Annotated in this window: 24 protein-coding genes; all 24 read left to right on the plus strand. The window is 35.8% G+C overall.

Annotated elements, in window-relative coordinates; all coding sequences use genetic code 11:
* Positions 1–230: 230 nt before the first annotated feature.
* Positions 231–503 (plus strand): GIY-YIG nuclease family protein, encoded by a 273-nt coding sequence (locus ACFSQP_RS10930; protein ID WP_376894341.1) that lies wholly within the window; start codon positions 231–233, stop codon positions 501–503.
* A 2-nt stretch (positions 504–505) separates the two neighbouring features.
* Entirely contained in the window at positions 506–1,504 is a 999-nt protein-coding gene (locus tag ACFSQP_RS10935) for an SDR family oxidoreductase (protein ID WP_376894343.1), read from the plus strand.
* 7 nt (positions 1,505–1,511) lie between these two features.
* On the plus strand, positions 1,512–2,648 hold the full coding sequence (wecB, locus tag ACFSQP_RS10940; RefSeq protein ID WP_376894345.1) for a non-hydrolyzing UDP-N-acetylglucosamine 2-epimerase: 1,137 nt from the start codon (positions 1,512–1,514) through the stop codon (positions 2,646–2,648).
* Between the two features lie 40 nt (positions 2,649–2,688).
* Entirely contained in the window at positions 2,689–3,897 is a 1,209-nt protein-coding gene (wecC, locus tag ACFSQP_RS10945) for a UDP-N-acetyl-D-mannosamine dehydrogenase (RefSeq protein ID WP_376894347.1), read from the plus strand.
* A 20-nt stretch (positions 3,898–3,917) separates the two neighbouring features.
* Positions 3,918–4,973 (plus strand): dTDP-glucose 4,6-dehydratase, encoded by a 1,056-nt coding sequence (gene rfbB, locus ACFSQP_RS10950; RefSeq protein WP_376894349.1) that lies wholly within the window; start codon positions 3,918–3,920, stop codon positions 4,971–4,973.
* A 180-nt stretch (positions 4,974–5,153) separates the two neighbouring features.
* Positions 5,154–5,495 (plus strand): four helix bundle protein, encoded by a 342-nt coding sequence (locus ACFSQP_RS10955; RefSeq protein WP_376894351.1) that lies wholly within the window; start codon positions 5,154–5,156, stop codon positions 5,493–5,495.
* Positions 5,496–5,771: 276 nt separating this feature from the next.
* Positions 5,772–6,647, plus strand: coding sequence for a glucose-1-phosphate thymidylyltransferase RfbA (gene rfbA / locus ACFSQP_RS10960; protein WP_376894353.1), 876 nt, complete (start codon positions 5,772–5,774; stop codon positions 6,645–6,647).
* Positions 6,647–8,086 (plus strand): lipopolysaccharide biosynthesis protein, encoded by a 1,440-nt coding sequence (locus tag ACFSQP_RS10965; protein ID WP_376894355.1) that lies wholly within the window; start codon positions 6,647–6,649, stop codon positions 8,084–8,086. The genes rfbA and ACFSQP_RS10965 overlap by 1 nt, the downstream gene beginning before the upstream one ends.
* Positions 8,083–9,165 (plus strand): DegT/DnrJ/EryC1/StrS family aminotransferase, encoded by a 1,083-nt coding sequence (locus tag ACFSQP_RS10970; RefSeq protein WP_376894357.1) that lies wholly within the window; start codon positions 8,083–8,085, stop codon positions 9,163–9,165. Before ACFSQP_RS10965 ends, ACFSQP_RS10970 begins: the two co-directional genes overlap by 4 nt.
* 40 nt (positions 9,166–9,205) lie before the next feature.
* Positions 9,206–9,889 (plus strand): PglD-related sugar-binding protein, encoded by a 684-nt coding sequence (locus ACFSQP_RS10975; protein WP_376894361.1) that lies wholly within the window; start codon positions 9,206–9,208, stop codon positions 9,887–9,889.
* Positions 9,890–10,001: 112 nt separating this feature from the next.
* On the plus strand, positions 10,002–10,940 hold the full coding sequence (locus ACFSQP_RS10980; protein WP_376894364.1) for a hypothetical protein: 939 nt from the start codon (positions 10,002–10,004) through the stop codon (positions 10,938–10,940).
* A gap of 16 nt (positions 10,941–10,956) precedes the next feature.
* Complete coding sequence (locus tag ACFSQP_RS10985) at positions 10,957–11,442, plus strand: DapH/DapD/GlmU-related protein (RefSeq protein WP_376894367.1); 486 nt, start codon at positions 10,957–10,959, stop codon at positions 11,440–11,442.
* A gap of 84 nt (positions 11,443–11,526) precedes the next feature.
* Positions 11,527–12,411, plus strand: coding sequence for a glycosyltransferase family 2 protein (locus tag ACFSQP_RS10990; RefSeq protein ID WP_376894369.1), 885 nt, complete (start codon positions 11,527–11,529; stop codon positions 12,409–12,411).
* A gap of 71 nt (positions 12,412–12,482) precedes the next feature.
* Entirely contained in the window at positions 12,483–13,508 is a 1,026-nt protein-coding gene (locus tag ACFSQP_RS10995) for a sugar-transfer associated ATP-grasp domain-containing protein (RefSeq protein WP_376894371.1), read from the plus strand.
* 3 nt (positions 13,509–13,511) lie between these two features.
* Positions 13,512–15,434 carry an asparagine synthase (glutamine-hydrolyzing) gene (gene asnB, locus ACFSQP_RS11000; protein WP_376894374.1) on the plus strand — a complete coding sequence of 641 codons (1,923 nt, stop codon included), beginning with the start codon at positions 13,512–13,514 and terminating at the stop codon, positions 15,432–15,434.
* Positions 15,427–16,566, plus strand: a complete 1,140-nt coding sequence (locus ACFSQP_RS11005; protein ID WP_376894376.1) for a CapA family protein — start codon at positions 15,427–15,429, stop codon at positions 16,564–16,566. Before asnB ends, ACFSQP_RS11005 begins: the two co-directional genes overlap by 8 nt.
* A gap of 1 nt (position 16,567) precedes the next feature.
* The gene (locus ACFSQP_RS11010; RefSeq protein ID WP_376894379.1) at positions 16,568–17,656 is read left to right on the plus strand and encodes an ATP-grasp domain-containing protein; all 1,089 of its coding nucleotides are present in this window, start codon (positions 16,568–16,570) and stop codon (positions 17,654–17,656) included.
* A 38-nt stretch (positions 17,657–17,694) separates the two neighbouring features.
* Positions 17,695–18,813: an O-antigen ligase family protein gene (locus ACFSQP_RS11015; protein WP_376894382.1), complete on the plus strand. Its 1,119-nt coding sequence runs from the start codon at positions 17,695–17,697 to the stop codon at positions 18,811–18,813.
* Entirely contained in the window at positions 18,773–19,906 is a 1,134-nt protein-coding gene (locus ACFSQP_RS11020) for a glycosyltransferase family 4 protein (RefSeq protein ID WP_376894385.1), read from the plus strand. The genes ACFSQP_RS11015 and ACFSQP_RS11020 overlap by 41 nt, the downstream gene beginning before the upstream one ends.
* Positions 19,869–21,059 carry a glycosyltransferase gene (locus ACFSQP_RS11025; protein WP_376894387.1) on the plus strand — a complete coding sequence of 397 codons (1,191 nt, stop codon included), beginning with the start codon at positions 19,869–19,871 and terminating at the stop codon, positions 21,057–21,059. The genes ACFSQP_RS11020 and ACFSQP_RS11025 overlap by 38 nt, the downstream gene beginning before the upstream one ends.
* Positions 21,059–23,197: a bi-domain-containing oxidoreductase gene (locus ACFSQP_RS11030; protein ID WP_376894390.1), complete on the plus strand. Its 2,139-nt coding sequence runs from the start codon at positions 21,059–21,061 to the stop codon at positions 23,195–23,197. Before ACFSQP_RS11025 ends, ACFSQP_RS11030 begins: the two co-directional genes overlap by 1 nt.
* Positions 23,187–24,389, plus strand: a complete 1,203-nt coding sequence (locus tag ACFSQP_RS11035) for a delta-aminolevulinic acid dehydratase (RefSeq protein ID WP_376894392.1) — start codon at positions 23,187–23,189, stop codon at positions 24,387–24,389. Before ACFSQP_RS11030 ends, ACFSQP_RS11035 begins: the two co-directional genes overlap by 11 nt.
* Complete coding sequence (locus ACFSQP_RS11040) at positions 24,370–25,068, plus strand: WecB/TagA/CpsF family glycosyltransferase (RefSeq protein WP_376894395.1); 699 nt, start codon at positions 24,370–24,372, stop codon at positions 25,066–25,068. Before ACFSQP_RS11035 ends, ACFSQP_RS11040 begins: the two co-directional genes overlap by 20 nt.
* Before the next feature lie 47 nt (positions 25,069–25,115).
* The gene (locus ACFSQP_RS11045) at positions 25,116–26,288 is read left to right on the plus strand and encodes a LegC family aminotransferase (RefSeq protein WP_376894398.1); all 1,173 of its coding nucleotides are present in this window, start codon (positions 25,116–25,118) and stop codon (positions 26,286–26,288) included.
* Positions 26,289–26,476: the final 188 nt, after the last annotated feature.

The following is a 26,476-nucleotide window of genomic DNA, read 5'->3' on the forward strand; positions in this document are numbered from 1 at the left end:
GTAGGCCATTAAAGTTAATTTACTTTGAAGCTTGTTTATCACAAGAAGACGCATTAAAAAGAGAAAAATATTTAAAAACACATTACGGAAAAATGTATTTGGGAAAGCGCCTCAAATCTTATTTCACTGGTCAAGAAAAATAAAAATGAACCTAAAAGAATTTAAATCACTAGAAAATAAAAACATTTTGGTTACAGGGGGAGCTGGGTTCAACCCGTGAAATAAAGGCAATGGAGGGATTTTACTATACATATATTTTAGTAAGTGAAAAAGACGGTAAAAACTATACAGGATATACGTCTAACTTGCCTTTAAGATTTGAGGCACATCAGAAAGGTAAAGTACCATCTACAAAACACCGTAGGCCATTAAAGTTAATTTACTTTGAAGCTTGTTTATCACAAGAAGACGCATTAAAAAGAGAAAAATATTTAAAAACACATTACGGAAAAATGTATTTGGGAAAGCGCCTCAAATCTTATTTCACAAGTCAAGAAAAATAAAAATGAACCTACAAGAATTTAAATCTCTAGAAAATAAAAACATATTAGTAACAGGGGGAGCGGGTTTCATTGGCTCTAACCTCTGCGAAACCCTACTAAACCTCGGCGCAACCGTAACCTGTCTGGATAATTTCGCTACAGGCCATCGCCACAACATACAACCGTTTCTAGAAAACAAAAACTTTACATTACTAGAAGGCGATATCCGCGATTTAAACACCTGCCATACCGCCTGCCAAAACCAAGACTTTGTACTCCACCAAGCGGCTTTAGGCTCGGTGCCACGCTCGTTAGCCGATCCTATTACCTCGAACGCGGTTAATGTGGGTGGCTTTTTAAACATGCTAGTGGCTGCGCGCGATGCCAAAGTACAGCGGTTTATTTACGCTGCCAGTTCCTCTACCTATGGCGACCATGAAGCCCTGCCGAAAGTAGAAGATACCATTGGCAAACCCTTATCGCCCTACGCTATTACCAAATATGTAAACGAACTGTATGCCGATAACTTTTTTACCAGCTACGGACTCAACACCATAGGGCTCCGGTATTTTAATGTATTTGGCAAACGCCAAGACCCTAATGGCGCTTATGCCGCGGTAATTCCGTTGTTTGTAAAACAGTTTATGAACCACGAAAGCCCTGTAATAAATGGCGATGGCACTTTTTCGCGCGATTTCACCTACATAGACAACGTGGTCCAGATGAATTTACGCGCCCTAACCACCAGCAATACCAACGCCCTTAACCAGGTTTATAATACGGCGGTGGGCGACCGTACCACCTTGGTGCAATTAACCAGTTTACTAAAAGAACACTTAAGCACTTACGACCCCAAGATAGCCGACATACAAATTGTACACGGCCCCAACCGCCAAGGCGATATTCCGCATTCCTTGGCCTCTGTAGAAAAAGCCAAACGCCTCCTGGACTACACACCCAGTCATACCATTGCTAGCGGTATTAAAGAAGCAGTGGCTTGGTATTGGGAGAATTTGAAATAAACAAATAATGAAAAAGATTTTAATTGTATTTGGCACTAGGCCAGAAGCCATAAAAATGGCCCCATTAGTAAACGAATTCGAAAAGCATGCAGATAGTTTTGAAACACGTGTTTGCGTAACCGCACAACACCGGGAAATGCTGGATCAGGTACTTACCTTTTTTAATATTACACCGGAATACGATTTAAACCTCATGAAACCAGGTCAGGATTTATTTGGTTTAACTGCGGCTATTATTAACAAACTAAAACCAGTGCTAGACGATTTTAAACCCGATTATGTATTTGTGCACGGCGATACCACCACATCTATGGCTGCTAGTATAGCAGGGTTTTATGCGGGAGCTAAAATTTGTCATATCGAGGCTGGTTTGCGTACCCATAACAAATACGCACCCTTTCCCGAGGAAATAAACCGACAACTAACCGGGCGTATAGCCGATTACCATTTTGCACCAACTACAGCAGCCCGCGAAAATTTACTCAAAGAAAACACGCCCTTAAAAAACATTCAAGTTACAGGTAATACCGTAATCGACGCCTTGTTGCAAAGCGTTGAAAAAGTAAAAAAACAGCCTAGTCCGTTGGTGCAACAATTGAACCACCAATTGCAAGATGCCCCAGTATTATTGGTTACGGGACACCGACGCGAAAATCATGGCGATGGTTTTATCCGTATTTGCGAGGCTCTAAAAACCATTGCTTTGGAGCGTCCAGCATTACAAATAGTCTATCCCGTACATTTAAACCCAAAAGTATTGGAGCCCGTTAACCGTATTCTAGGTAACATAGCCAATATTCATCTTATTGAACCGTTGGCCTATCACGATTTTATTTGGATGATGGACCGTGCCAAAATTATTATTACCGATAGTGGTGGCGTACAAGAGGAAGCACCAAGTTTAGGAAAGCCTGTTTTAGTGATGCGCGACACTACCGAACGCCCCGAAGCTGTATACGCCGGAACCGTTATTTTGGTAGGAACCAACACCCAAAAAATTATAAAAGAAACCAATGCCTTACTGGACAACCAGCAGCATTTTAACGATATGAGTAGCCGCCACAACCCCTACGGCGATGGCAAAGCTTGTAAACGCATTGCCGAATTTATGCGAAGCCTGGTTTTAGAAACAACCAACGTATAACACCTAACAAACCCAAACACATAAAACCTAAAAAAGTAATATGACTCCAGACGTAGTAACCATAGGATTAGGCTATATTGGCTTACCAACTTCCGCATTAATGGCATCTAAAGGCATGCAAGTACATGGCGTGGATGTAAACCCAGAGGTAGTAAGCATAATAAACCAAGGCAAAATTCATATTATTGAAACCGATTTGGAAGCTGCCGTTGCAGAAGCGGTAAGCACGGGAAAACTAAAAGCCAGCACCAAAGCAGTACTGGCCAATACCTATTTAATAGTAGTACCCACGCCTTTTAAAGGCAATCACGAACCCGATATTTCCTATGTAGAAGCCGCCACGCGCGCTGTTATACCCTTGTTAAAGGCAGGCGATTTATATATTATTGAATCCACATCGCCCATAGGAACCACCGAAAAAATGAGGGAACTTATTTACAAATTGCGCCCCGAACTAACAGACAAACTCCATATAGCCTATTGCCCAGAGCGCGTACTACCAGGTAATGTTATGCATGAGTTGGTTTACAACGACCGCGTTATTGGTGGTGTAGATGAAGCCAGCACACAAAAAGCCATAACGTTCTATAAACAATTTGTTAAAGGCGCCTTGCATGCTACCAATGCCCGAACAGCCGAAATGTGCAAACTCACCGAAAATTCCAGCCGCGATGTGCAAATAGCCTTTGCCAACGAACTGTCGCTTATTTGCGATAAAGCAGGCATTAACGTTTGGGAACTTATAAAACTAGCCAATAAACACCCGCGCGTAAATATTTTACAACCCGGTTGTGGGGTTGGGGGGCATTGTATTGCGGTAGACCCCTATTTTATAACCTCCGATTTCCCTATGGAATCCCAAATAATAGGGAAAGCCCGCGAAATTAATAACTATAAAAGTTTTTGGGTAGCCGAGCAAATTACCAAAGCCCGCCACGCCTTCCAGTTGCAACACGGGCGCCCACCAGCTATAGCCTTAATGGGCTTGGCCTTTAAACCCAATATAGACGACCTTCGGGAATCGCCGGCCAAATACATTGTACAAAAAGTACTGCAGGACTCCCAGGACGAAACTTATTATATAGTAGAACCCAACATTACAGACCACCAGGTATTTAAAATTACCAACCATACCGAAGCAGTCCAAAAAGCCGATATTGTTGCATTACTAGTGGCACACAACGAGTTTAAAAATTTAAATTTGCAAAAGGAACAAGTGGTGTTGGATTTTTGTGGGGTAAGGGGATAATGGCATAAAATACAGTGGAAGTGAAGAAAAATAAGAACATATTAATAACAGGAGGCGCCGGGTTTATTGGCAGTCATGTTGTCCGCTTATTGGTAAAGCAATACCCTAATTACCAAATTTATAATTTGGACGCCTTAACTTATGCGGGTAATCTAGAGAATCTAACAGATATTGAGAGTGCCACTAACTATACATTCTTGCATGGCGATATAACAGATGAAGAATATATTAACAGCATATTTTTAAAACATCAATTTGATCATGTTATTCACTTGGCAGCCGAATCGCACGTGGATCGCTCCATTTCAGATCCATTAGCCTTTGCAAAAACCAATATTATTGGTACGATGGTTTTGTTAAATGCCTTTAAAAATTTGTGGCAAAATAACTGGGAAGGAAAACGTTTTTACCATGTAAGTACCGATGAAGTTTATGGAACTTTAGGTGAGAAAGGCCTGTTTACAGAAACGACTGCTTACGACCCTAATTCGCCATACTCCGCAAGTAAAGCCAGTTCCGATCATTTTGTACGCGCCTACGGTGAAACCTATAATTTACCCTATGTTATTTCAAACTGCTCTAACAACTACGGTCCCAATCAGTTTCCAGAAAAATTAATTCCTTTATTTATAAACAACATTATTAATAAAAAAGCATTACCAGTTTATGGCGATGGTAATTATACCAGAGATTGGCTATATGTTATAGACCATGCCGTGGCAATCGATTTGGTATTTCATAAAGGACAAAATGGCGAAACATATAATATTGGTGGTTTTAACGAGTGGAAAAATATCGATTTAGTAAAATTACTCTGCCAGCAAATGGATGAAAAATTAGGTAGAACTGTGGGAGAAAGTGAAAGCTTAATTACCTATGTAAAAGACCGGCCGGGGCATGATTTACGGTATGCCATTGATGCCAATAAAATTAATAAAGAACTTGGTTGGCACCCATCGGTGACTTTTGAAGAAGGCTTGTCTAAAACAATCGATTGGTATTTGGATAACAAAAATTGGATGGATAAAATAACAAGTGGCGATTATCTTAATTATTACCAGGAACAATATAAGTAGTTAAAAAGAAAAGGTATTTAGTTACCAAGTTATAAAAGTTAAGCCTCAAACTAGCAAACATAACCACATAACAACATAACAGCATAACAGAAAAAAGTTATCAAGTTATAAAAGTTACAATTTAAACTAGCAACCATAACTACATAACAAAATAACAGTACAATACCACAACAAGAAAAAATGACCGTTAAAAGCCATAAAGATTTAAATGTATGGAGAGAAAGCATGAATCTTGTGGAGGATATTTATGCCATTTCGAAATACTTTCCAAAGGAGGAGCAGTTTGGTTTAACAAGCCAAATGAGAAGAAGTGCGGTGTCTATACCTTCAAACATTGCGGAAGGAGCAGGGAGAAAAGGAGAAAGAGAATTTGCACGTTTTTTATATATTGCCCTAGGGTCACTTTCTGAATCAGAAACACAACTGGAAATAGCGGTACGGTTAAAGTTTGTTCCCGAGGAAATACAGACAACAATAACCTATGATAAAATAATTTATATCCGTAGAATGTTATCAAACTGATTAGTAGTATAAAGACATGAGCAGTAAATAAGAAAAAAGTTATCAAGTTATAAAAGTTACACCCTAAATTATCAGCCATAACTATATAACAGCATAACTACATAACAGCATAACTACATAACAGCATAACAGCATAACAGCATAACTACATAACAAGATAACAGCATAACAAGATAACAAGATAACAGCATAACTACATAACAAGATAACAACATAACTACATAACAAGATAACAGCATAACAAGATAGCAGCACCCATAACACAAAAACAACAACATGAAAGGCATCATACTAGCAGGCGGTTCTGGAACCCGTTTACACCCTTTAACACTAGCGGTGAGCAAACAATTATTACCTATTTACGATAAGCCCATGATATATTATCCATTATCCGTGTTAATGTTGGCTGGAATTCGGGAAGTTTTAATCATATCTACGCCACACGATTTGCCAAATTTCAAAAAGTTATTGGGTACTGGTTCGCAGTTTGGAATAGAATTAGAATATAAAGCGCAACCTAGTCCAGATGGTTTGGCGCAAGCGTTTATTTTAGGTGAAGAATTTATAGGAAATGACGATGTATGCTTGGTATTAGGCGACAATATATTTTACGGTGCCGGATTACAAAAATTATTAATTAGTGCAGTTGAAACTGTAAAAACCGAACAAAAAGCAGTTGTTTTTGGTAATTATGTAAACGACCCCGAACGCTATGGCGTGGCCGAGTTTGATGCAGATAAAAATGTGATTAGTATTGAAGAAAAACCGAAACATCCTAAATCCAACTATGCGGTAGTGGGCTTATATTTTTACCCCAACTCTGTAGTAAAGGTGGCAAAAAGCGTGAAACCAAGCCACCGTGGGGAATTAGAAATCACTTCTGTAAACCAAAGTTATTTGGAGAGAGAAAATTTAAAACTGCAAATATTAAGCCGCGGTTTTGCTTGGCTCGATACCGGTACTCACGAAGCCTTAACTGAAGCTACCGAATTTGTAAAAGCTGTTGAAAAACGAACTGGTTTAAAAATTGCTTGTTTAGAAGAGGTGGCACTTAATATGAAATACTTAAGCAAACAAAACATTCAAGAGCATATTAAAGACGCTAAAGGCAATTATTTCGATTATTTAAAGAAAATAACTTCAAGTAACTAATGTCTTTAAAAAAACAGACGTTTACAGGTATTATCTGGACCTTTGCTGATACATTTTTTGTTAGAGGTTTTAGTTTTGTAACCATGATTTTGCTAGCTCGCTGGATTGGTCCAACCGATTTTGGCCTAATAGGTATGATAGCCGTTTTTATTGCAGTGGGTAAAACATTAACAGATAGTGGCTTAACTAGTTCGCTAATTAGGACTAAAAAACCTAGTCAGGCGGACTTTTCAACTGTGTTTTTTGTAAATATTGCAATGAGTTTAATTGTCTTTTTTGTAATATTTACAGCTGCCCCGGTTATTGCCGATTTTTTTGGATATCCTATTTTAATAGACATTATTAGAGTGTATTGTGTCGTGTTTATTATTACCGCTTTTTCTGCCGTTCAATTAGCCATTTTAAACAAAGACATGAAGTTTAAAAAAATAACTAAAATAAATTTACCAAGTACGCTTATTGGCTCGGCAGTAGGTTTGTATTTAGGTTTTAATGGTTATGGTGTTTGGAGTATTGTTTGGATGTTTCTCACAATAGAATCGATTAAAGCTAGTTTATTATGGTTAGCTTCATCTTGGAAACCAAAAGCTATTTTTTCCAAAGCAAAATTTAAATATCATTATAACTTTGGTTACAAATTATTACTTTCAGGACTTCTGGATACTGTATTCAAGAATATTTATAATGTATTGATAGGAAAGTTTTTTTCAGCACAAACGCTTGGCTATTACGAGCGCTCAAAACAATTTAGTGAATACCCTTCCGCCACATTAACTGGCGTTATAGGCAGTGTAACCTATCCAATGTTATCAAAAATACAAGACGATTCCGAACGGTTAGAGCGTGTATATCGAAAACTCATACGTATTTCCTTTTTTGTAATTGCGCCTTTAATGCTAGGCGCGGCAGCAGTTGCAGAACCATTATTTTTATTAATACTGGGTAAGGAGTGGTTGCCAGCCGTTTTATTTTTTCAAATTTTAAGTTTAGCCATGATGTTGTATCCCATTCATGCCTATAATTTAAATATACTAAAGGTATATGGTAGAAGCGATTTATTTCTAAAACTAGAAATTATAAAAAAAAGCATTACTACTATTGCTGTTATAGTGGCATTTCAATTTGACGTTTTAGGCCTGGTTTGGGCTAGTGTATTTACATCTTTTGCAGCATTGGGCGTAAATATGTTTTACGCTAGTAAACTAATTAAGTATTCCATCCCCGAGCAGATGAAAGATTTAGTAGTTACTCTTTTTATAGCACTCTTAATGGCTGTGGCTATGAACACGGCGGTGCAAGTACTATCAGATACTGCACGCCTTATACAAATAGCGGTGGCCACAATAATAGGCATTAGCAGTTATTTGGGTATGAATTATGTAATAAAATCGAGTCCGTTGCACCAAGCTATCTTACTTTTAAAATCCCGAAATTTATGATCCCCATAACCAAACCTTTTTTACCGCCACAAGAGGCATATCAACAGTATTTATCTGGCATTTGGCAAAGACAATGGCTTACCAATATGGGGCCACTAGCTAGCGAGCTAGAAATGAAACTAAAAAATCATTTAAACGTAAAACACCTGCTATTTGTTACCAATGGCACCGTGGCCTTACAAATGGCCATAAAAGCACTGGATTTAAAAGACGAAATTATTACCACACCTTTTTCATTTATAGCCACCACTAGCAGTATTGTTTGGGAAGGTTGCCAGCCCGTTTTTGTGGATATAGATAAGGATACTTTAAATATAGACCCTGATAAAATAGAGGCAGCCATAACACCCAAAACTACGGCAATTATAGCTACCCATGTATACGGTAATCCTTGCGATGTTTTAGCAATACAGGAAATTGCAGACAAACATAACTTAAAAGTAATTTACGATGGCGCCCATGCCTTTGGTGTAGAGGTACACGGCAAGTCTATTTTTGAATATGGCGATATTGCTACCTGCAGCTTACATGCCACCAAACTGTACCACAGTACAGAGGGAGGTTTAGTAGTTACCAAAAATCCTGAAATTTTAAAAAAATTAGCCTACATGCGTAATTTTGGGTTTAATGGTCCCGAGGCTTTTGCAGAGTTGGGTATAAATGCCAAAAACTCGGAATTTCATGCGGCAATGGGCTTGGCTAATTTAAATTATATAAACAACATTCACGAAAAGCGCAAAGTTATTTCTGAACGTTATGATATAAAATTACAAAACCATAAAAGTAGAAAGCAAGTATGGCATGTGGCCTCTTCTAACAACTACGCTTACTACCCAGTTATTTTTGATACAGAGGATGCCATGCTAAAAGCTATGGAGTATTTAAAAAGTTCTGAAATATTTACACGCCGTTACTTTTATCCATCCTTGGCTAGTACATTACCATATTTAGAAGCGGTAAATTTGGAAATAACCGATGTTGTGGCTAAATGTGTTTTATGTTTACCATTATATCCAGATTTATCAATGGAAGAGGTGGATTTAATTTGTAGATTATTGTTTAGAATTCAAAATAATTAATAAAACCCTAAAAATTCTAATTTTAAAATTTAATATAGATATGAGTGTTGCAAAAAAAATACCCCATAGAGAAACTATTTTTATTTTAGGTGTAGGTCACAATACTAATGTCTATATAGAGTTGGCGGAAGCTTGTGGTTACAGAGTTGCGGGTTTATATCATTACAACGATGACCGTGTAGGAGAAACAATTTACAATATACCAATTCTGGATAGCACCAACAATTTGTTTAAAAAAACAACTTTAAACAATATGTGTTTTGCTGTTAGTGTAGGTAATAACAAAATCAGAGTTGATTTGATGAGAAAAATAAATAATTTGCAAGGCAAAACACCAACTTTAATACATCCTTCAGCAATAGTTTCTCGTTTTGCACATTTAGCAGAAGGTGTTGTCGTTAATGCCAATTCTGTAGTTCAGGCAGAGGCCACGATTGAGCCGTATTCAGTAGTGTCTTATAATGCTGCAATAACACATAATTGTACAATTGGCTTGGGTACCTATGTTAGTGCCGGGGCTATTGTGGGAGCATATGTAAAGGTGAGAGAACAAGTGTTTATTGGGCAAGGGGCTAATGTTGTAGGAGATAAGGTGAGTTATGTTAAACATAATGCATTTATCGGAGCTGGTGCCGTAGTTATTAAGAATGTGGAAGCTCATACCACGGTAGTGGGTAATCCCGGCAAATTACTAGAGAACAAGAAAAATACTAATCGTAATTAATTCGGAAGTTCTATTAGTTAATAATTTAGTCAAAATCATAATTTAAATAAGGAATATTTTTTAATTAATAATAGTTTACTTTCTAGAACTAATTTATTTCAAATACAGACACATGAGAATTGAATCCAAACAAATACGAGATATTTTAGAAGATTTAAAAATAAGCTATAATTGGCCAAACTACCGAGAGACTAGCTATGAAATAGCCTCCTTGTTCGAGCCAATTAACAATGGTTTTTATTTTTATATAGGTTCCTTAAATTTTAATTTTGAGTTAGCGGACTCCTTGATTTTGGTAAGTAGTAATACGGTGGTTAATAGTAAAAAAAATGATTTTATTTATTTAAACCACAAGAATCCTCAAGAGATTTTTTATAAAATTTTAAGCTACCTTCACAAACGAACCTCCAATGGCCATGTTTCAAAGACCTCTGTAATTAGCAAAACAGCTTTTTTAGATGCGAGTGTTCAGGTGGATGATTTTTGTGTTATAGAGGACCGTGTTGTTTTAGAAAAAGGCGTCATTATAGGCAGCCATTGCCGCATTCATGCTAATACAGTTGTTAAGGAAAATTCTATTGTAGAAAGTGGTAGTGTCATCGGAGCACAAGGAGTAGCTTGGGTTTGGGATGATAGCCAAAAAACTAAAATTGTGCAACCCCAACTTGGCGGAGTGCTCATAAACAAAAATTGTTTCATTGGTGCTGGTGCAATTATTGTTAGAGGCTCGTTAAATGAAAATACTGTTATTGGTGAAAACACCTTATTGGCTCCTGGTGTTAGACTTGGTCACGGAACAAAGGTCGGCTCCTTTGTTCATTTTGCGAACAATGTTGTAACTGGCGGCAATGTTGAAATTGGTGATTATTCCTTTATAGGATCCTCCGCCACATTATTGCCAAAAGTAAAAGTACACGAAAAAACAATTGTAGGAGCAGGAAGTTTAGTGGTTAAAAACACAGCCAAGTCAGGTTTGACTTTAGTGGGCTTGCCAGCCAAAGAAACAACCACAAAAGAAGCGCCTAAAGGTATGCCTAAACCTAAAGATTAACATTTAAATTAAAAATATGGAATCTAAAGCATTTAAAATTAATAAAAATTGTAAAATCCACAAACTTGCATACATCGAGGAGGATGTAGAAATTGGAGAAGGTACTGAAATCGGACCTTTTTGTATTGTAAGAAAAGGTGCAAAAATTGGATCTAACTGTAAGTTTACAGCTTACTGCGAAATAAGAGAAAATGTAGTGGTTGGTGATAATACTTCATTTGGTAGTCGCTGTACCATATCTGCAAACTGTAGGATCGGAAACAACGTTGTAATAAAGTACGGTTTTGTTATGACTGATACGCCTGACTTGGCTGAACATAATAGTAAAGTTTCTTCTTATATTGCTGATAATGTTTTAATTGGAGCCAATGTTTGCTTGATGCCAGGCTTTAACATTAAGCGAGGTGCGATAGTTGGGGCATGTTCACAGGTTAGGAGTGAGATAGGAGAAGAAGAAATTTGGTACGGAAGCCCAGCAAAGTTTTATAAAAAGAAAGCCTGATAATATTTTCTCTAATTAAAACAAAAAGTATTTCTACGCATACTAATTAATTTTATAAAATGTAATTAATTGTTATTCATATTTATGGAGAAAATTACCGTTTCAATTTGTTGCCAAACTTTCAATCATAAAGATTATATAGCTCAGGCATTGGATAGTTTTTTAATACAAAAAACCACATTCAAATATGAGATTCTTTTACGCGATGACGCTTCAACCGATGGTACTTCAGTAATATGTAAAAGATATGCTAAAGAATTTCCTGAATTGATAAAACTTTTGGCTTATAAGGAAAACCAATACCAAAAAGGAGTAAGACCATTAGCAGATAATTTAAAAAGAGCCAAAGGAAAATACATAGCTATTTGCGAAGGCGACGATTACTGGACAGACCCCTTAAAACTACAAAAACAAGTGGATTTTTTGGAGGCTAATGCGGATTGTTCTGTGTGTTTCCATCCTTCAAAATTTATTTACCAAAATAATCCTGCCAATTTTAAAATACATAAACCTAAAGCAGCTAATGGTAATTCTTTTTTTACTATGAAAGATGTGATTTTAGGCGGAGGAAGCTTTATGACCACCAATTCCATGGTATTTCGAAATAACTTAATAACTCAAAATTTAAGATGGGTCCAAGATGCACCCGCTGGTGATTTACCTTTAATGCTCCAACTAGCGTTAAAAGGAAGCATAGGCTACATAGATGAGGTTATGGGTGTTTATAGAGTAGTTAGTCCAGGGTCTTGGAGTAGTACAATGCTAAAAAGTACAAAACAAAATAGAAAACATTATAGGTTAATGATGACTATGTGGACAGAGTTTGATAATTGGACAAACAAAAAATACCATTATTATGTTTTACTCAAAAAATTTAAAAATAGTTTTTATTACAATCTGAAATTTATAAAATATTTTGTTCGTAATATTAAAAAACTGTCAAAAGTAAAAATGAGTTTATTTATTTAATAATTTTGACATTTTCTAAATTATTCCATTTAAAATGTTTAACGGTGGTGATTGAAAAAATTTTAAAACAAATGAAATATACCTATTATAAATATAGCACCACTGTTAATATTATAAAAAAAGATTTCAAGGATAAATTTCCTATATCTTTTTTTAATAAGATAGACCTTTGGCGCAAAGGGTTTTTAGCCGAAAAACAAACATTATACCAACTAGATAAAAACAATTATAAAGCGTATTTAAGCGATTATCATGCAGCCATGGCAAGATGGATTAACGAGCCTTATAATGAGTTGCTGACCAATAAGCTAATCTTTTCCGAGTTTGTAGGGAAATATATTAAAGTGCCAAAAACTTTTGGTGTTTTCATAAATGGTGAGTTCTTTTCTCAAGATAATAGATGTATTAATGAGCTTATAAATGAATTTGATGTTTTTGTTGTAAAAACAATTTCAGGAGGTGGAGGAAAAGGCGTGTATTTAATAAACAGGATTTCTGAAAATCAATTTGTTATAAATAATAGCATTAATTATACTTACGATGAGTTTTTAGATTTCTTTAAAACGCTTAACAATTACATATTTACTGAATTTATACAACCTAGTGATTTCTCAAAATCCTTAAACCATACTTCTATAAATACTATGAGGATTTTAACCTTGATGGATCCGAAAACCAATAAGGCATTTATTGCAAGAGCGGTTCAGCGCATTGGAGTTGCAGCTTCTGCTCCACAGGACAATTTTACAAAAGGAGGCCTAAGTGCCAATATTGATTTGGAAACAGGTCAATTGAGCGATTGTACCAGACATCCTAAATCTAAATTGCACCAACGCTATACGCATCATCCAGATACGAACGTGAAAATTGAAGGTGTTACCATACCAAACTGGAAATCTATTGAGTCAGAGATTATTGAAGCAGCAAATAAATTACCAATGCTTAAATGTGTGGGATGGGATTTTGTACTTAGCAATAAAGGTTTGGTAGCTATCGAAGGAAACCATCATCCAGATCCAGACGTATTGCAAGGGCATGAACCGTTATTAACGGACGCACGTATAAAAGCATTTTACAAATTCCATAAAATTATATAATATATGTGTGGCTTTACAGGCTTTATAAACTTAAATTGGCAACCTCTTAAAAGTCATGTACTAAAGCAAATGACTGATATTCAAGCACACAGAGGGCCTGATGATCAAGGTATGGTTGGTTTCTCCTTGTTCAAGGATAGTAAGGTTGCCATTATAAATAACGAAACCGCAGAGTTTAGTCATCTTCATGCAGGAATTGGCTTTAACAGGTTGTCTATTTTGGATCTTTCCAAAAAAGGCCATCAGCCCATGATTTCAGAATGTGGAAATTATATTTTGGCTTATAATGGTGAGACCTATAATGCCTTATCGTTTAGAGATGATTTAATCTCCAAAGGACATCCCATAAAAAGTAGAACAGACTCTGAAGTAATACTCTATTTATATATAGAATATGGTATCGACAAAACTTTAAAAATGCTCAATGGCATGTTTGTATTTATTATTGTTGACTTAAAACAACAAAAAAGCTATATAGTTAGAGATCAATTAGGTATTAAGCCTATGTATATCTATCAAACGCCAAGTATATTAATGTTTTCTTCAGAGATAAAATCTTTTACAAAACATCCTGATTTTAAGGCAGAACTCAATATAAAACACATAGACGAATACCTTTTGTTTCGATATTGTGCACACGATAGAACACTATATAAGGACGTAAAGCAAGTACCACCAGGGCATTATTACGAAATTGCTAAAGACCAGATACAAGTAAAGGAATATTGGTCTTATAAAATGGTAGATAAAAATGAGCTCATAAACCCTAAAGATGCGTTAGAGCAGCTAGACCAAACATTCAAAGAAAGTATCAAGTCGCAATTAATGAGCGACGTTTTAGTTGGTTGTCAATTGTCTGGAGGTATAGACTCGTCTTTAGTAACCACTTATGCTCGCGAGTTTTTTAATGCTAATATGGATACCTTTTCTATTGTGTTTTCAGACGAAAAATATTCCGAAGAAGAGTTCATTACCTATGTTACCAATCATACCAATTCAGATTCTCATAGATATCAATATTCTAACCAATACGCTTTTGAAAACTTTTTTAAAGCCACATGGCATTTAGACCAACCATTAAGTATTCCAAATACACTGGGCATTAAACGACTTGCCGAAAGAGCCAGAGAGAATGTGACTGTTTTATTAAGTGGAGAAGGAGCAGATGAATTATTTGGGGGGTATTCTAGATATCACGATTTGTCTTGTAGAGTTAATATGAATATACAAGGCTATTCCAAAATTCCGGTTATAGGAAACAAGATTCAAAATAAATTTGACACCAATCAATCCTTAGAAGATTTTTTTATCTTGAGTAGCTCAGCGCTGAACCCAAGTGACTATAATAAATTTAATGTTAAAAATACACTTGAAACTGTCTTAAGTCAAAGACAAGAATTGTTTCCAAGTGACGGTGATATCATCAAAAGAGCTTCTGTTTATGACCTAAAAACATATATGGTAGATTTATTAAACAGACAAGATAAAATGACCATGGCACATTCTGTAGAAAACAGAGTACCGTTTTTGGATAAGAACATGGTGGAACTGGTGATGCAATTGCCAGCGGAGTTATTGGTAAAAAAATGTACAGATATAAGGCATATCAACAAACCGAATACCTACACCAAACATATTCTAAAAGAACTTGCGGTTAAAAAGTTTAGTAAGGAATTTGTTTATCGCGAAAAAAGTGGTTTTCCTTTACCTATAAATGATTTATTTTTAAAAACCGAGATGAATGCGCTTATTGAGGATCAACTATTGCCAGGACTAAAAGATAGAGGTGTTTTTAATTTTAAGGAAGTCTCTAAAATATGGAATAATAAAGGCAATTTTTCAAGAGGGGATTTAAAAAACCTGTGGATGTTTTTTGCTTTTGAAACTTGGGCCCAAACCTTTTTAGACGGAAAATACGATGGTTAAACTAATAATTGGTGGAGATATATGTCCTACTAAAAGAGATGAAGAAGCTTTCTTGGAAGGAAATGCTATGCAGTTATTTAATGATGTATTGCCAAAAATAAAATCGGCAGATTTTGCCATTGCAAATTTGGAAACACCATTGGTTACGGAGTATTCTCCCATAAAAAAAAGTGGCTCTGTTTTTGGAAATTCGCCGAAACTGTTGAATGCTATTAAGCAAAGTGGGATTTCGTTTTTAAATTTGGGCAACAACCACATTTTAGATCATGGAGAAAAAGGCTTAAAAGAAACCTTAAACGCTTTAAGAGCCCAAGGTTTCCAATATGCTGGAGCAGGAGAATCTTTAGCGGATGCCTCAAGTCCTTTTATGACGACAATCAAAGGGAAAAAGATAACCGTTTTAAGCTACGCAGAAAATGAATTTTCAATTGCCGAAAACGGTAAACCTGGTGCAAACCCGGTTGATGTTATAGATTTCGTTACCCGAATAAAAGCTCTAAAAGTAACCAACGATTTTATTGTATTGCTATATCATGGAGGTAAGGAAAATTACCACTTACCAACACCAAAGCAGCAACGGTTGTGTCGGTTTTATATCGATCAAGGAGTCGATTTGGTTGTTTGCCAACACTCACATTCAGCAGGCGTTTATGAAAACTACAATGGTGGAAATATCTTTTATGGCCAAGGTAATTTTGTATTTGATCCTTACCCATTAAAAAAAAATTGGCTATATAAAGGCTTCTTATTAGAGGTTAGCCTGAATGAAGATAATACTGCAGCAATTAAATTAATTCCGTACATACACCACAGTCTTTATAAAGACGAGATTGGCATTAGAATGATGCGCTCTGAAGAATCAGAACCGTTCTTAAAATACATCGAAGAAGAATCTCAAAAAATGATTGACAACCCAAGTTATGTTCAAGAAGAATGGGAGAAATTATCAAGGTCCCTTGCAAACACTTATTTAAGTATTTTGAATGGAAATGGACGACTAATGCGTAAGATAAATGAAAAAAGTTCTTGGTTAAAACATATTTATAAAAACGATAGAAAATTATTGCTTAAAAATATTGTGACCTGCGAAACGCATCGCGAAATTGTTGAAACTATTTTAAAAGATAAGTAGTATGAAAAACAAACTCGTTTTAGTTTTAAAAAAAATTGTGTATTACTATTTCAATGTCTTCGATTATAGAGGGAAAAAAGCAATAGAAGATGCGTTAGATATTACAAAACAGGAAGTAAAAATATTTCCGGATTCTAAATATACCATGGGAATCATAAAGGAAAAATGGCACTTACATAAAAATTATATTAGGGCCTGTAATGAATTAGAAATATCTTATGTAATAATTGATTTCTTTTCAAAAGATTGGTTACTACAATTAAAATCTAAACCAATTGATATTTTAATTGCAAGACCGTCGGTTCAATATTTGCCCTGGAAAGATATGTTCGATAACCGCCTAAAGTTATTAAATGATAGTTATACCCTTAAGATTTTTCCTAATTATAATGAATTATGGCTTTGGGAAAGTAAGTTAAGAACTTTAGATTGGTTAAAGGTTAGTAAGCTTCCACATCCAACATCTTATATTTTTTATGATTTTAAAGAACTTAAAAACTTCGCGTCTACATGTGCTTACCCAATAGTTTACAAAGCCAGTAGTGGTTCTGGAGCGTCGGGTGTTAAAATTTTAAAAAATCCTGCGCAGTTAAAAAGAGTAGCTAACAAGATTTTTAAGAATGGCATAAGAAGTTATCGAAAGCACAAATTGGATAAAGAGCATGGATTTGTAATTCTTCAAGATTTTTTAAGCGATGTAAAAGAATGGAGAATTGTTAGAATAGGAGACTATTATTTTGGCTACGAAAAAATAAAAGAAGGTCAATTCCACAGCGGCTCTCAAAACTTTGGATACGGGATGCCTCCAGTGAAATGTTTGGATTTAGTTAGGTCTGTCACAAGTATGTATGATTTTAAATATGTAAATATTGATGTTTTTATAACAAAAGAGGGAGCCTATTTAATTAACGAGATTCAACCTTATTTCGGGCAAAAAGATGATAGAGAGTTACTACAGATTGATGGAGAACCAGGCCGTTTAAGCTACAGTGAAACTACCCAAAAATGGGGTTTTGAAAAAGGTGAATTTTGTAGAAATAACCTTTGTAACTTGCGTATTTTAGAATTGATTAAAACACTTGCTAATTGAAGTTACTAATTTTTCTTATAAAATGGGGTTTCCCACTTATGCTCATAACAGACTTAAGTTCGGAATTGTTAAACAGTGAATTTTTGTTAAATATTTCAAGATCATTACGTTTCATAATACTTTTATTGTTTATTAGAGTAAATATTTTTAATTTTCACATTATTCGTAAATTTCAATTTTCTCGATTTTTTTTTGCTTTTGCTGTTATTTTATTTTTGTACGTGTTTACAGATAAGGATTTTTTAGAGGGATTGTGGTTATACTCTAAAACCCTTTTCTGGATTTTAGGAATAAACGTATTATTTGTTCTTGGTTACAAAAACAAACTTTCATTTAATGATTTTATTATCGTAGTAAAGAAAGTAGTATTCATAGCATTTACTTTTACCTTAATTTTTTTCGCGACGGGCTACATTAAAGAAGACTATAATGTTGCATCCTATCTCGTACTTTTTATGTTTCCTATCGTTCTTCAAAGTACACTTGGGTACAGGAAAAATAAATTACTTATAACAATCGCTGCATTAGCTATTTTAATAACGCTCAAGCGGGGTGCTATTTTAGCTTTTGTTTTAGGTAATTTAGTTTATTTTTTCGGTATTTTAAGAATCGATTTTAGTGTTAAAAAGCTTGCGGCAGGAATATTATTGTTTTTGGTGCTAATTACATCAGGATTGTTTGTTTTCAATCAACAAAAAAATGATATCGAAGGACGTTTCAGCGAGGAGCAGTTTGATGTTAGTAACGAGCAGGCAGGCTCTGGGCGTATTGGTTTATATACAAATTTGACTGAAGCTTGGTTTTATTCTGATAATCGACTTTTTGGTTTTGGTAATCAAGAGGATTCACGCAGAAATCGAAATCGAATTCATGCGCATAGCGATATATTTGGCTTTTTGTATAATCATGGCATAGTTGGAATAATTTTAATTTTGTTTCTATATGTCAAAATCCTTAAATTCTATGTTTATTATAGAAAATATGATAAGAAAAATACGCCCATTATATTAGCGTTATTGATTATACTATTATTAGTAAATTTTTATTCAGGTATGTTTAGGACTACAGATGCAATTTATTTTTTTGCCTTGCTACCATACTTACAGTTAAAAAGAGATGCCATTAAACAAAGTATATATTTTAACAAATCCACTTAATCACGAGGGTGGTATTGTTAATTACTACAATTTATTTTTAAAATATTTTAAGTCTGATGTTATTACATTAAAACATGGATCAATAGGTTCTAGATCCTATTTGTTTTACTATCCATTTTTAAAACGATTACTTTATCCTTTCTATTATCTATTTGATTTATTAGTATATACACTGACATTAATTTTTGATCGGAATATCAAAATTGTTCAGGTTAGTCCATCATTAATACCTGTGCCATTAGTTAGAGATGCACTTTTGGTTATAATAGCTAAACTTTTAGGTAAAAAGGTAGTGGTGTTTTATAGGGGTTGGAAGTTACCTACCTATAAAAAAATTGCAGATAATCGTTTATTAAAATATTTTTTTAATACTGTTTTTCAAAAGAATAATTTGCAAGTGGTTTTAGCTTCATCTTTTAGGGAGGATTTATTGAATTTAAAAGCAAATAAAAATAACAATATCATTGTTACAACTACAGCAATCGATAGTACTGAAATAATAAATGAAGACTTGTTTAAGAATTCTAAACTCATTAACGTTTTGTTTTTGGGGCGAATTCAAAATTTAAAAGGTGTTGAGGAGCTTATAGATGCTATAATTGCACTTAATGAAAACAGTCAATTGTTAAATTTTAAATTCAATATTGTAGGTCATGAGAACAAAAAAGGTTATGTCAATGAACTCATGTCAAAATTGGAAAATAATAATGTTCCGGCGGACAAAGTGAGCTTTCTAGGTAGACTTGTAGGTAAAGATAAATTTCGCTTATATGCATCTAATGATGTTTATGTTCTGCCTTCCTACACAGAGGGTTGTCCTAATAGTTTATTAGAGGCTTTGGCATCAGGTTTATTTTGTATTACCACCAGAGTAGGAGCACTATCAGACTTAATAATTCCTAAAGAAAATGGCTTGTTTGTTAATGTCAGCGATAGTAAAGACTTGTTAAAAGCTTTCCAATATTGTTTTGAAAATCCAGCTTATAATAAAAACAGAAAAGCCAATGCCCAATTGTATTCTGAAGCATTCTCTATTAATAAAATAACCCAGCTTTTTGAAGCTCAATACATTAAATTTCTTGAAAAAAAATAAGTTATATTTAATAGGTCCTACTGAATCTATTCTTACCAAGCGCGGGAATAGGTTTCCCAACATAGCAAAATTTTTTGTAGCTGAAGGAGAAGACGTTGTTTATTATTCTTCGAATTTTTATCATGCGGAAAAACGCTTTTTTACTAAACAAGAAATTGAGGAGGCATCAATTAATTTAGATTATACACTAAGAATTTTGAGTGTATTGGGGTATTATTCAAACGTCTCTCCAAGACGCGTTATATCTAATTTATTATTTTCTATAAAGTTATTTTTTATTTTGTTACGCGAGGTAGCAAAAGAAGACAGAATATTGCTGCCATCGCGCCCCGTAGAGCTTATTTTTTTTATTGCCATTTTAAAGAGATTAAAAGGAGTTAAAATTTATTTAGATATCCAAGATGTTTGGCCAGACGCTTTAAACATAGACAATAAAAGAAAGAAAAAGGTTTTTGAAGTTTATTGCAATTTTTATCTTAAGCCATCATTGAAATATTACAACGAAGCATTACACGTTGCACCATCTTTTAAATTATGGCTTCGTCGATATGCTAGAAAAACACCTTCAAGTTTTGTTCCTCTAGGATGGGAAAACGAAAGATGGTCTGATGTTAAATTAAAGAGATATAAGGAAAGTTCTAGTATAAAACTCGTTTGTGTGGCTCAATTACAGCACCAAATTGACGTAATGCCAATTTTGGAGGTATTAAAAGATTCTACAGAACTACATTTAACCATATTAGGTGAGGACGGTACTGGCGAACGGTACAATGATGTTATTAATTATATCAATAACCATGGTATCAATAATGTAACAATATTAGGAAAAATTGATAGAAAAGATATGGTGCGCTATTTGGAAGATAAAGACATAGGTGTTTTACCTATGATTACATCTTCGATACCCAATAAAATATTTGATTATATGGCAGCAATGCTGCCCATTGTAGTGCTTGGCCAAAACGATAGCTCTAATTTTGTAGTTGAAAATCACATTGGATGGCAATGTGATTTTAATTCAAAAGATTTGGGCGTACTTTTAAAAAGCCTAAACTCTATGGAAATTCAATCAAAAAAGAATCAAGTGGTATCATTAAGAGATAACTTTTCAAGAGATATTTTACATAGAAAAATTAAAGATATAATTACATAATGCAACAACTCACACAAAAATTAGGCTCTGGTGACATGGTCATACAAGAACTGCCATACCCCCAAGTTGGCAAAGGGATGGTGTTAGTTAGAAACCACTATTCCATTATTAGCGCAGGTACAGAGGGTAGCACCGTAACAGCAGCCAGAAAAAGCTTAATTGGTAAAGCTAAAGAGCGGCCACAACAAGTAAAGCAAGTTTGGGATACATTAAAAAAACAAGGCCCCGTACAAACTTACCGTGCGGTAATGAAAAAACTGGATGCCTATTCCCCATTGGGCTATAGTTGTGCAGGTCATGTTTTAGAGGTAGGCGAAGGTGTTACAGAATTTAAGGTGGGCGATAAGGTGGCTTGTGCCGGCGCTGGCTATGCCAACCATGCTGAAGTTGTGGCTGTTCCTATTAACTTATGTGTTAAACTGCCCGATACGGCTAATTTAAAACAGGCGGCTTACAATACCTTGGGTGCTATTTCTATGCAAGGTGTTAGGCAGGCAGATATGCGCCTGGGCGAAACAGCTGTGGTAATAGGTTTGGGGCTTTTAGGTCAATTAGCGTGTATGATTTTAAAGGCATCAGGGGTTCAGGTTATAGGTATAGATGTGGCAGATGCGCCTGTAAAACAAGCGTTAAAAAATAATAGCGTGGCTGCTGCTTTTACAAGAAACACCGCTGGTATAGAAGCTAAAATAAATGCGCTAACTAGCGGTCAGGGTGCCGATGCAGTAATTATTGCGGCGGCAACCACTAGTTTAGATCCTATTAATTTTGCAGGTGCTATAACCCGTAAAAAAGGAAAGGTTATAATATTGGGGGCCGTGCCAACAGGCTTTGAGCGCGATCCGCACTGGTACCGAAAAGAATTAGAGTTAAAAATGGCTTGTTCCTATGGGCCTGGGCGTTACGATTTAAACTACGAAGAAAAAGGCATCGATTACCCGTATGCTTACGTGCGTTGGACAGAAAAGCGCAATATGGAAGCGTTTCAGCGTTTAATTGAAACTAAAACCATAGATATTGATTATTTAACCACACATGAGTTCCCTTTTGAGGACGCACCTAAAGCCTTCGATTTGGTAGTAAATCGTACAGAACCGTTTTCGGGTATTGCCCTTAAATATAATGTGGATACAGCTATTTCAAAAAAACCTATTTCTGTGGGCGTTGTGCAACCAAACGGTAAGGTAGCTATTTCGTTTATTGGCGCTGGTAGCTATGCGCAGGGTAATTTATTGCCTAACATTCCAGATAGTCATGCAGTTACACGTATTGGAGTGCTAACAAATACCGGAACCACTTCCAAACGGGTGGCAGAAAAGTTTAATTTTGGGTTTTGTGCCGCAAAAGAGCAGGATGTTTTGGACGATAAAACCAATACACTTTTTATTGCTACCCGTCACGATTCGCATGCTGAATATGTATTAAAAGGTTTACAGGCAGGAAAAAATATTTTTGTTGAAAAGCCTATTTGTTTAAACGAGCAAGAGTTAGACAACATTATTGCTGTTCAACAAAACGTACAGAAACCCGTTATGATTGGTTTTAATCGCCGTTTTTCTCCTCTAGTAACACAACTAAAACAAAAATTAGGTTCAGGCGCTATGAGTATGATATACCGTGTAAACGCGGGAAGCATCCCTAAAGATAATTGGATTCAGGATATGGAAATTGGTGGCGGTAGAATAATTGGTGAAGCCTGCCACTTCATCGATTTACTCACCTTTATAAATGGGAGTTTGCCAAAAACAGTGAGTGCTATGGCGCTGCCAGATCCAAATGGCTTAAACGATACCGTTACTATAACTATTCAATTTGAAAATGGGTCAACAGGCGTAGTAGCTTATTTTGCCAATGGCTCTAAAGAACTACCTAAAGAATACCTAGAGGTTTATGCTTCTGGCCATACGGCCATACTTTCAGATTTCAAAGAATTAAAAATATACGGAAAAGGAAAACCGTCTAAAAAGAAATTATTGAATCAAAATAAAGGTCAGAAAGAAATGGTTGCGGCATTCGTAAATGGCTTGCTAACTAATGGGCAATCGCCAATTCCAATGGCAGACATTTTTGCGGTTACGCGAGCAACCTTTAAAGTATTAGAATCCATTCAAAACGGAAGTCAGCCTTATGCCGTTTAATCTTATTACATCTTTCAACAAATTAAAATCCTACTGCGAAGCCGAAAACTTTGCCGGTTGGGATCCCTATGATGGCTTAAACTCTAAAGTATTTAAAGCGACGCCACTAAAGCATTGGGATTTGGCACGTTTAGCTTGGATTCAAGGTTTTAAACGCAGTCCTATAAATTTTAGAAAATTGCTTTTAGTACCCAAAGAACACAATGCCAAAGGAATTGGTTTATTTTTAAATGGCTATTGTAATTTATACAAATTAGCAGAGCAAGGAGACACTACCTTTGGAGCTAAAGAAGACATTCTAAAATACATCAATGAACTGGCAGAATTGTTGTTGGAAATGCAAAACAAAGACTATTCAGGTGCTTGTTGGGGTTATAATTTTGATTGGCAGGCTAGACGCTTATTTTTATTTCCAGCACATACACCAACAGTGGTAGCTACTTCGTTTTGCGTGACAGCCTTGTTACATGCCTATGAGATTACAAAAACCAAAACCTATTTAGATACCGCACTTTCGGCTGGAAATTTTATTTTAAACGATTTAAATAGAACCCCGTATAAATCGGGTTTTCTTTTTTCATATTCGCCTTTAAACGGAAATAATACGGTATTTAATGCCAGTTTGTTGGGCGCTAAAGTGTTAAGTCAGTTGTATAGTTACAACAAAAATGAAACCTATAAAGCTACCGCCGAAACAGCAGTAAGAGCGGGTGTGGAAGCTCAAAATAAGGATGGCTCATGGATTTATGGGATGTTACCGGTACAATCCTGGATCGATTCCTTTCATACAGGGTATAATTTAGATGCTATTCAAACCTATCAAGATAAAACGGGCGATACCCAGTTTCAAGAAAGCATTACAAAAGGCTTCAATTATTATATTGCTAATTTCTTTTTAGATGATGGTACACCTAAATATTATCATAACAAAACTTATCCAATAGATATTCATTGTCCCGGACAGCTGTTTGTTAATTTAGCTATACACAAAAAATATCCGGAGCACCAAGCTTTAGCCACATCGGTTTCAAATTGGGTTATTACTAACATGCAAAACCGAAATGGCTATTTTTATTACCAGCTAAAAAAAGGGATGAGTTCCAAAATTCCGTATATGCGGTGGAGTAATGCTTTTATGTTTAATGCGTTAAGTTATTTAATTCTAGAGCAACATGCTGTACAAAATACTTAATGGCGTAAAAACCCATGCGCCTGCGTCACGGACAGACCTAATAAATTTTGCCGAAAAAAATAAAGCGATTTTAGTGGCTATTAACGCAGAAAAAATATTGCATGCTACGCCAGAATCTCGTCAAATTATTAATAGGAATTTAGGCTATCCAGATGGTATTGGTGCGGTTTGGGCTTTGCATAAAAAAGGTTGCAAAGATGTGGTTAAAATCCCGGGCTGCGAGCTGTGGTTGGATATTGTTGGCAGGTACTACCAAGACAAAACCTTTTACTTGGTTGGTGGTAAGGAAGCGGTTATTCAGGAAACCGTTACAAAACTAAAAGCGCGTTTCCCGGGAATTAAAATTCTTAATTACCGTAATGGCTATATAAAAACCGCCACAGAAAAAAACGCTTTACTTCAGGATGTAACGCTTAAAAAACCAGATATTGTTTTTGTAGCACTAGGGTCGCCAAAACAGGAATTGTTAATGGAAGAAATGCAGCGCTTACACCCTGCATTATACCAAGGTTTGGGTGGTAGTTTTGATGTGTTTACAGGCCATGTAGAACGGGCTCCAGAGTGGTGGGTAAAGCATAATTTAGAGTGGGCCTACAGGTTGGTTAAGCAACCAAGTCGGATAAAAAGACAAATACACTTGCTTACATTTTTTGTGAATCTTCATTTAAATAAATATTAAGATCATACCCATACAGTAATAGCTTCCAACTCCCTAAAAAGGCAAATATGGCTTCCAAACCTAAAACCACCCACATTCCGTTGGCGCAACCGCTACTGGCTGGTAATGAAGCCAAATATGTTATGGACTGCCTGGAAACGGGTTGGATATCATCAGCAGGAAGCTACGTAACTCAATTCGAGAACATGGTGGCACAATACGCAGGCGCTAAATACGGCGTGGCGTGTATGAATGGCACAGTAGGCCTTCATATAGCTCAAGTTGTATTGGGTGTAACAGAACAGGATCACGTAATTGCGCCAAACATTACCTTTATTGCAACCCTAAACGCCATAAAATATACCGGCGCCCAACCCATACTAATAGATGTGGATCCGCGTAATTGGCAAATGGATTTGGATTTGTTGGAAACCTACCTACGGGAGCAAACGCAAACAGAAACTAAAAACAATAAGGTGGTTACAACCGATAAAACAACGGGCAAACGCATACGTGCTATTATGCCCGTGCACGTGCTGGGGAATATGGGTAATATGACACGTTTACAGGAATTGGCAAAAGCTTATCATATAACCATAATAGAGGACAGTACCGAAGCCTTGGGGACTACTTTTAAGGGGCAGCATGCCGGAACGTTTGGCAGCATGGGCGTGTTTAGTTTTAATGGGAATAAAATTATTTCTACCGGTGGCGGGGGCGTGCTAGTAACCAATAACGAAGCCCTAGCAAAACGTGCCAAACACCTAACTACGCAAGCCAAAGTATCTGCAATGGAGTATATTCATGACGCCATAGGCTATAACTACCGCTTGGTAAATGTACTAGCCGCTATTGGCGTGGCGCAAATGGAACAGTTTCCAGAAATTTTAAAAGCCAAACGCCACATGGATGCGTTTTATCGCGAACAACTGCGCGGTGTGGGCGATATTAAATTTCAATCGGTTTGCAATAACACCCAAACCAATGGCTGGTTGTTTACCTTTAGCACCAAACACATGCGTGCCTTGCTGGCCTATTTAAATGAAAACGGGGTGCAATCCAGACCTTTTTGGATGCCTATGAATCAGTTAGAAATGTTTAAAAACGACAGGTATATTACCAAAACCGATGTGTCCGCACATGTTTACGATACAAGTATTAGTATCCCAAGTTCGGCGGGTATTACTCCAGAACAACTGGAAACCGTGGTGAAGACAATTAAGGAGTTTTATGATTTATAAGGAATAGGGATTAGGGAATAGGGATTAGTCGTTAGTATGGTTTTGTATTACTACAATTGTCACTTCGAGTGATTCCGAAGCATGAGGAATTGTATCGAGACGTATTTTGCAACTAACCTGTTCTCGATATATTTTTTACTCCGTTGCACTCCGTAAAAAACACTCGAACTGACATATAGAGCAAAGAC

The sequence above is a fragment of the Bizionia sediminis genome (genome assembly GCF_042684585.1).
GTDB lineage: Bacteria > Bacteroidota > Bacteroidia > Flavobacteriales > Flavobacteriaceae > Algorimicrobium > Algorimicrobium sediminis.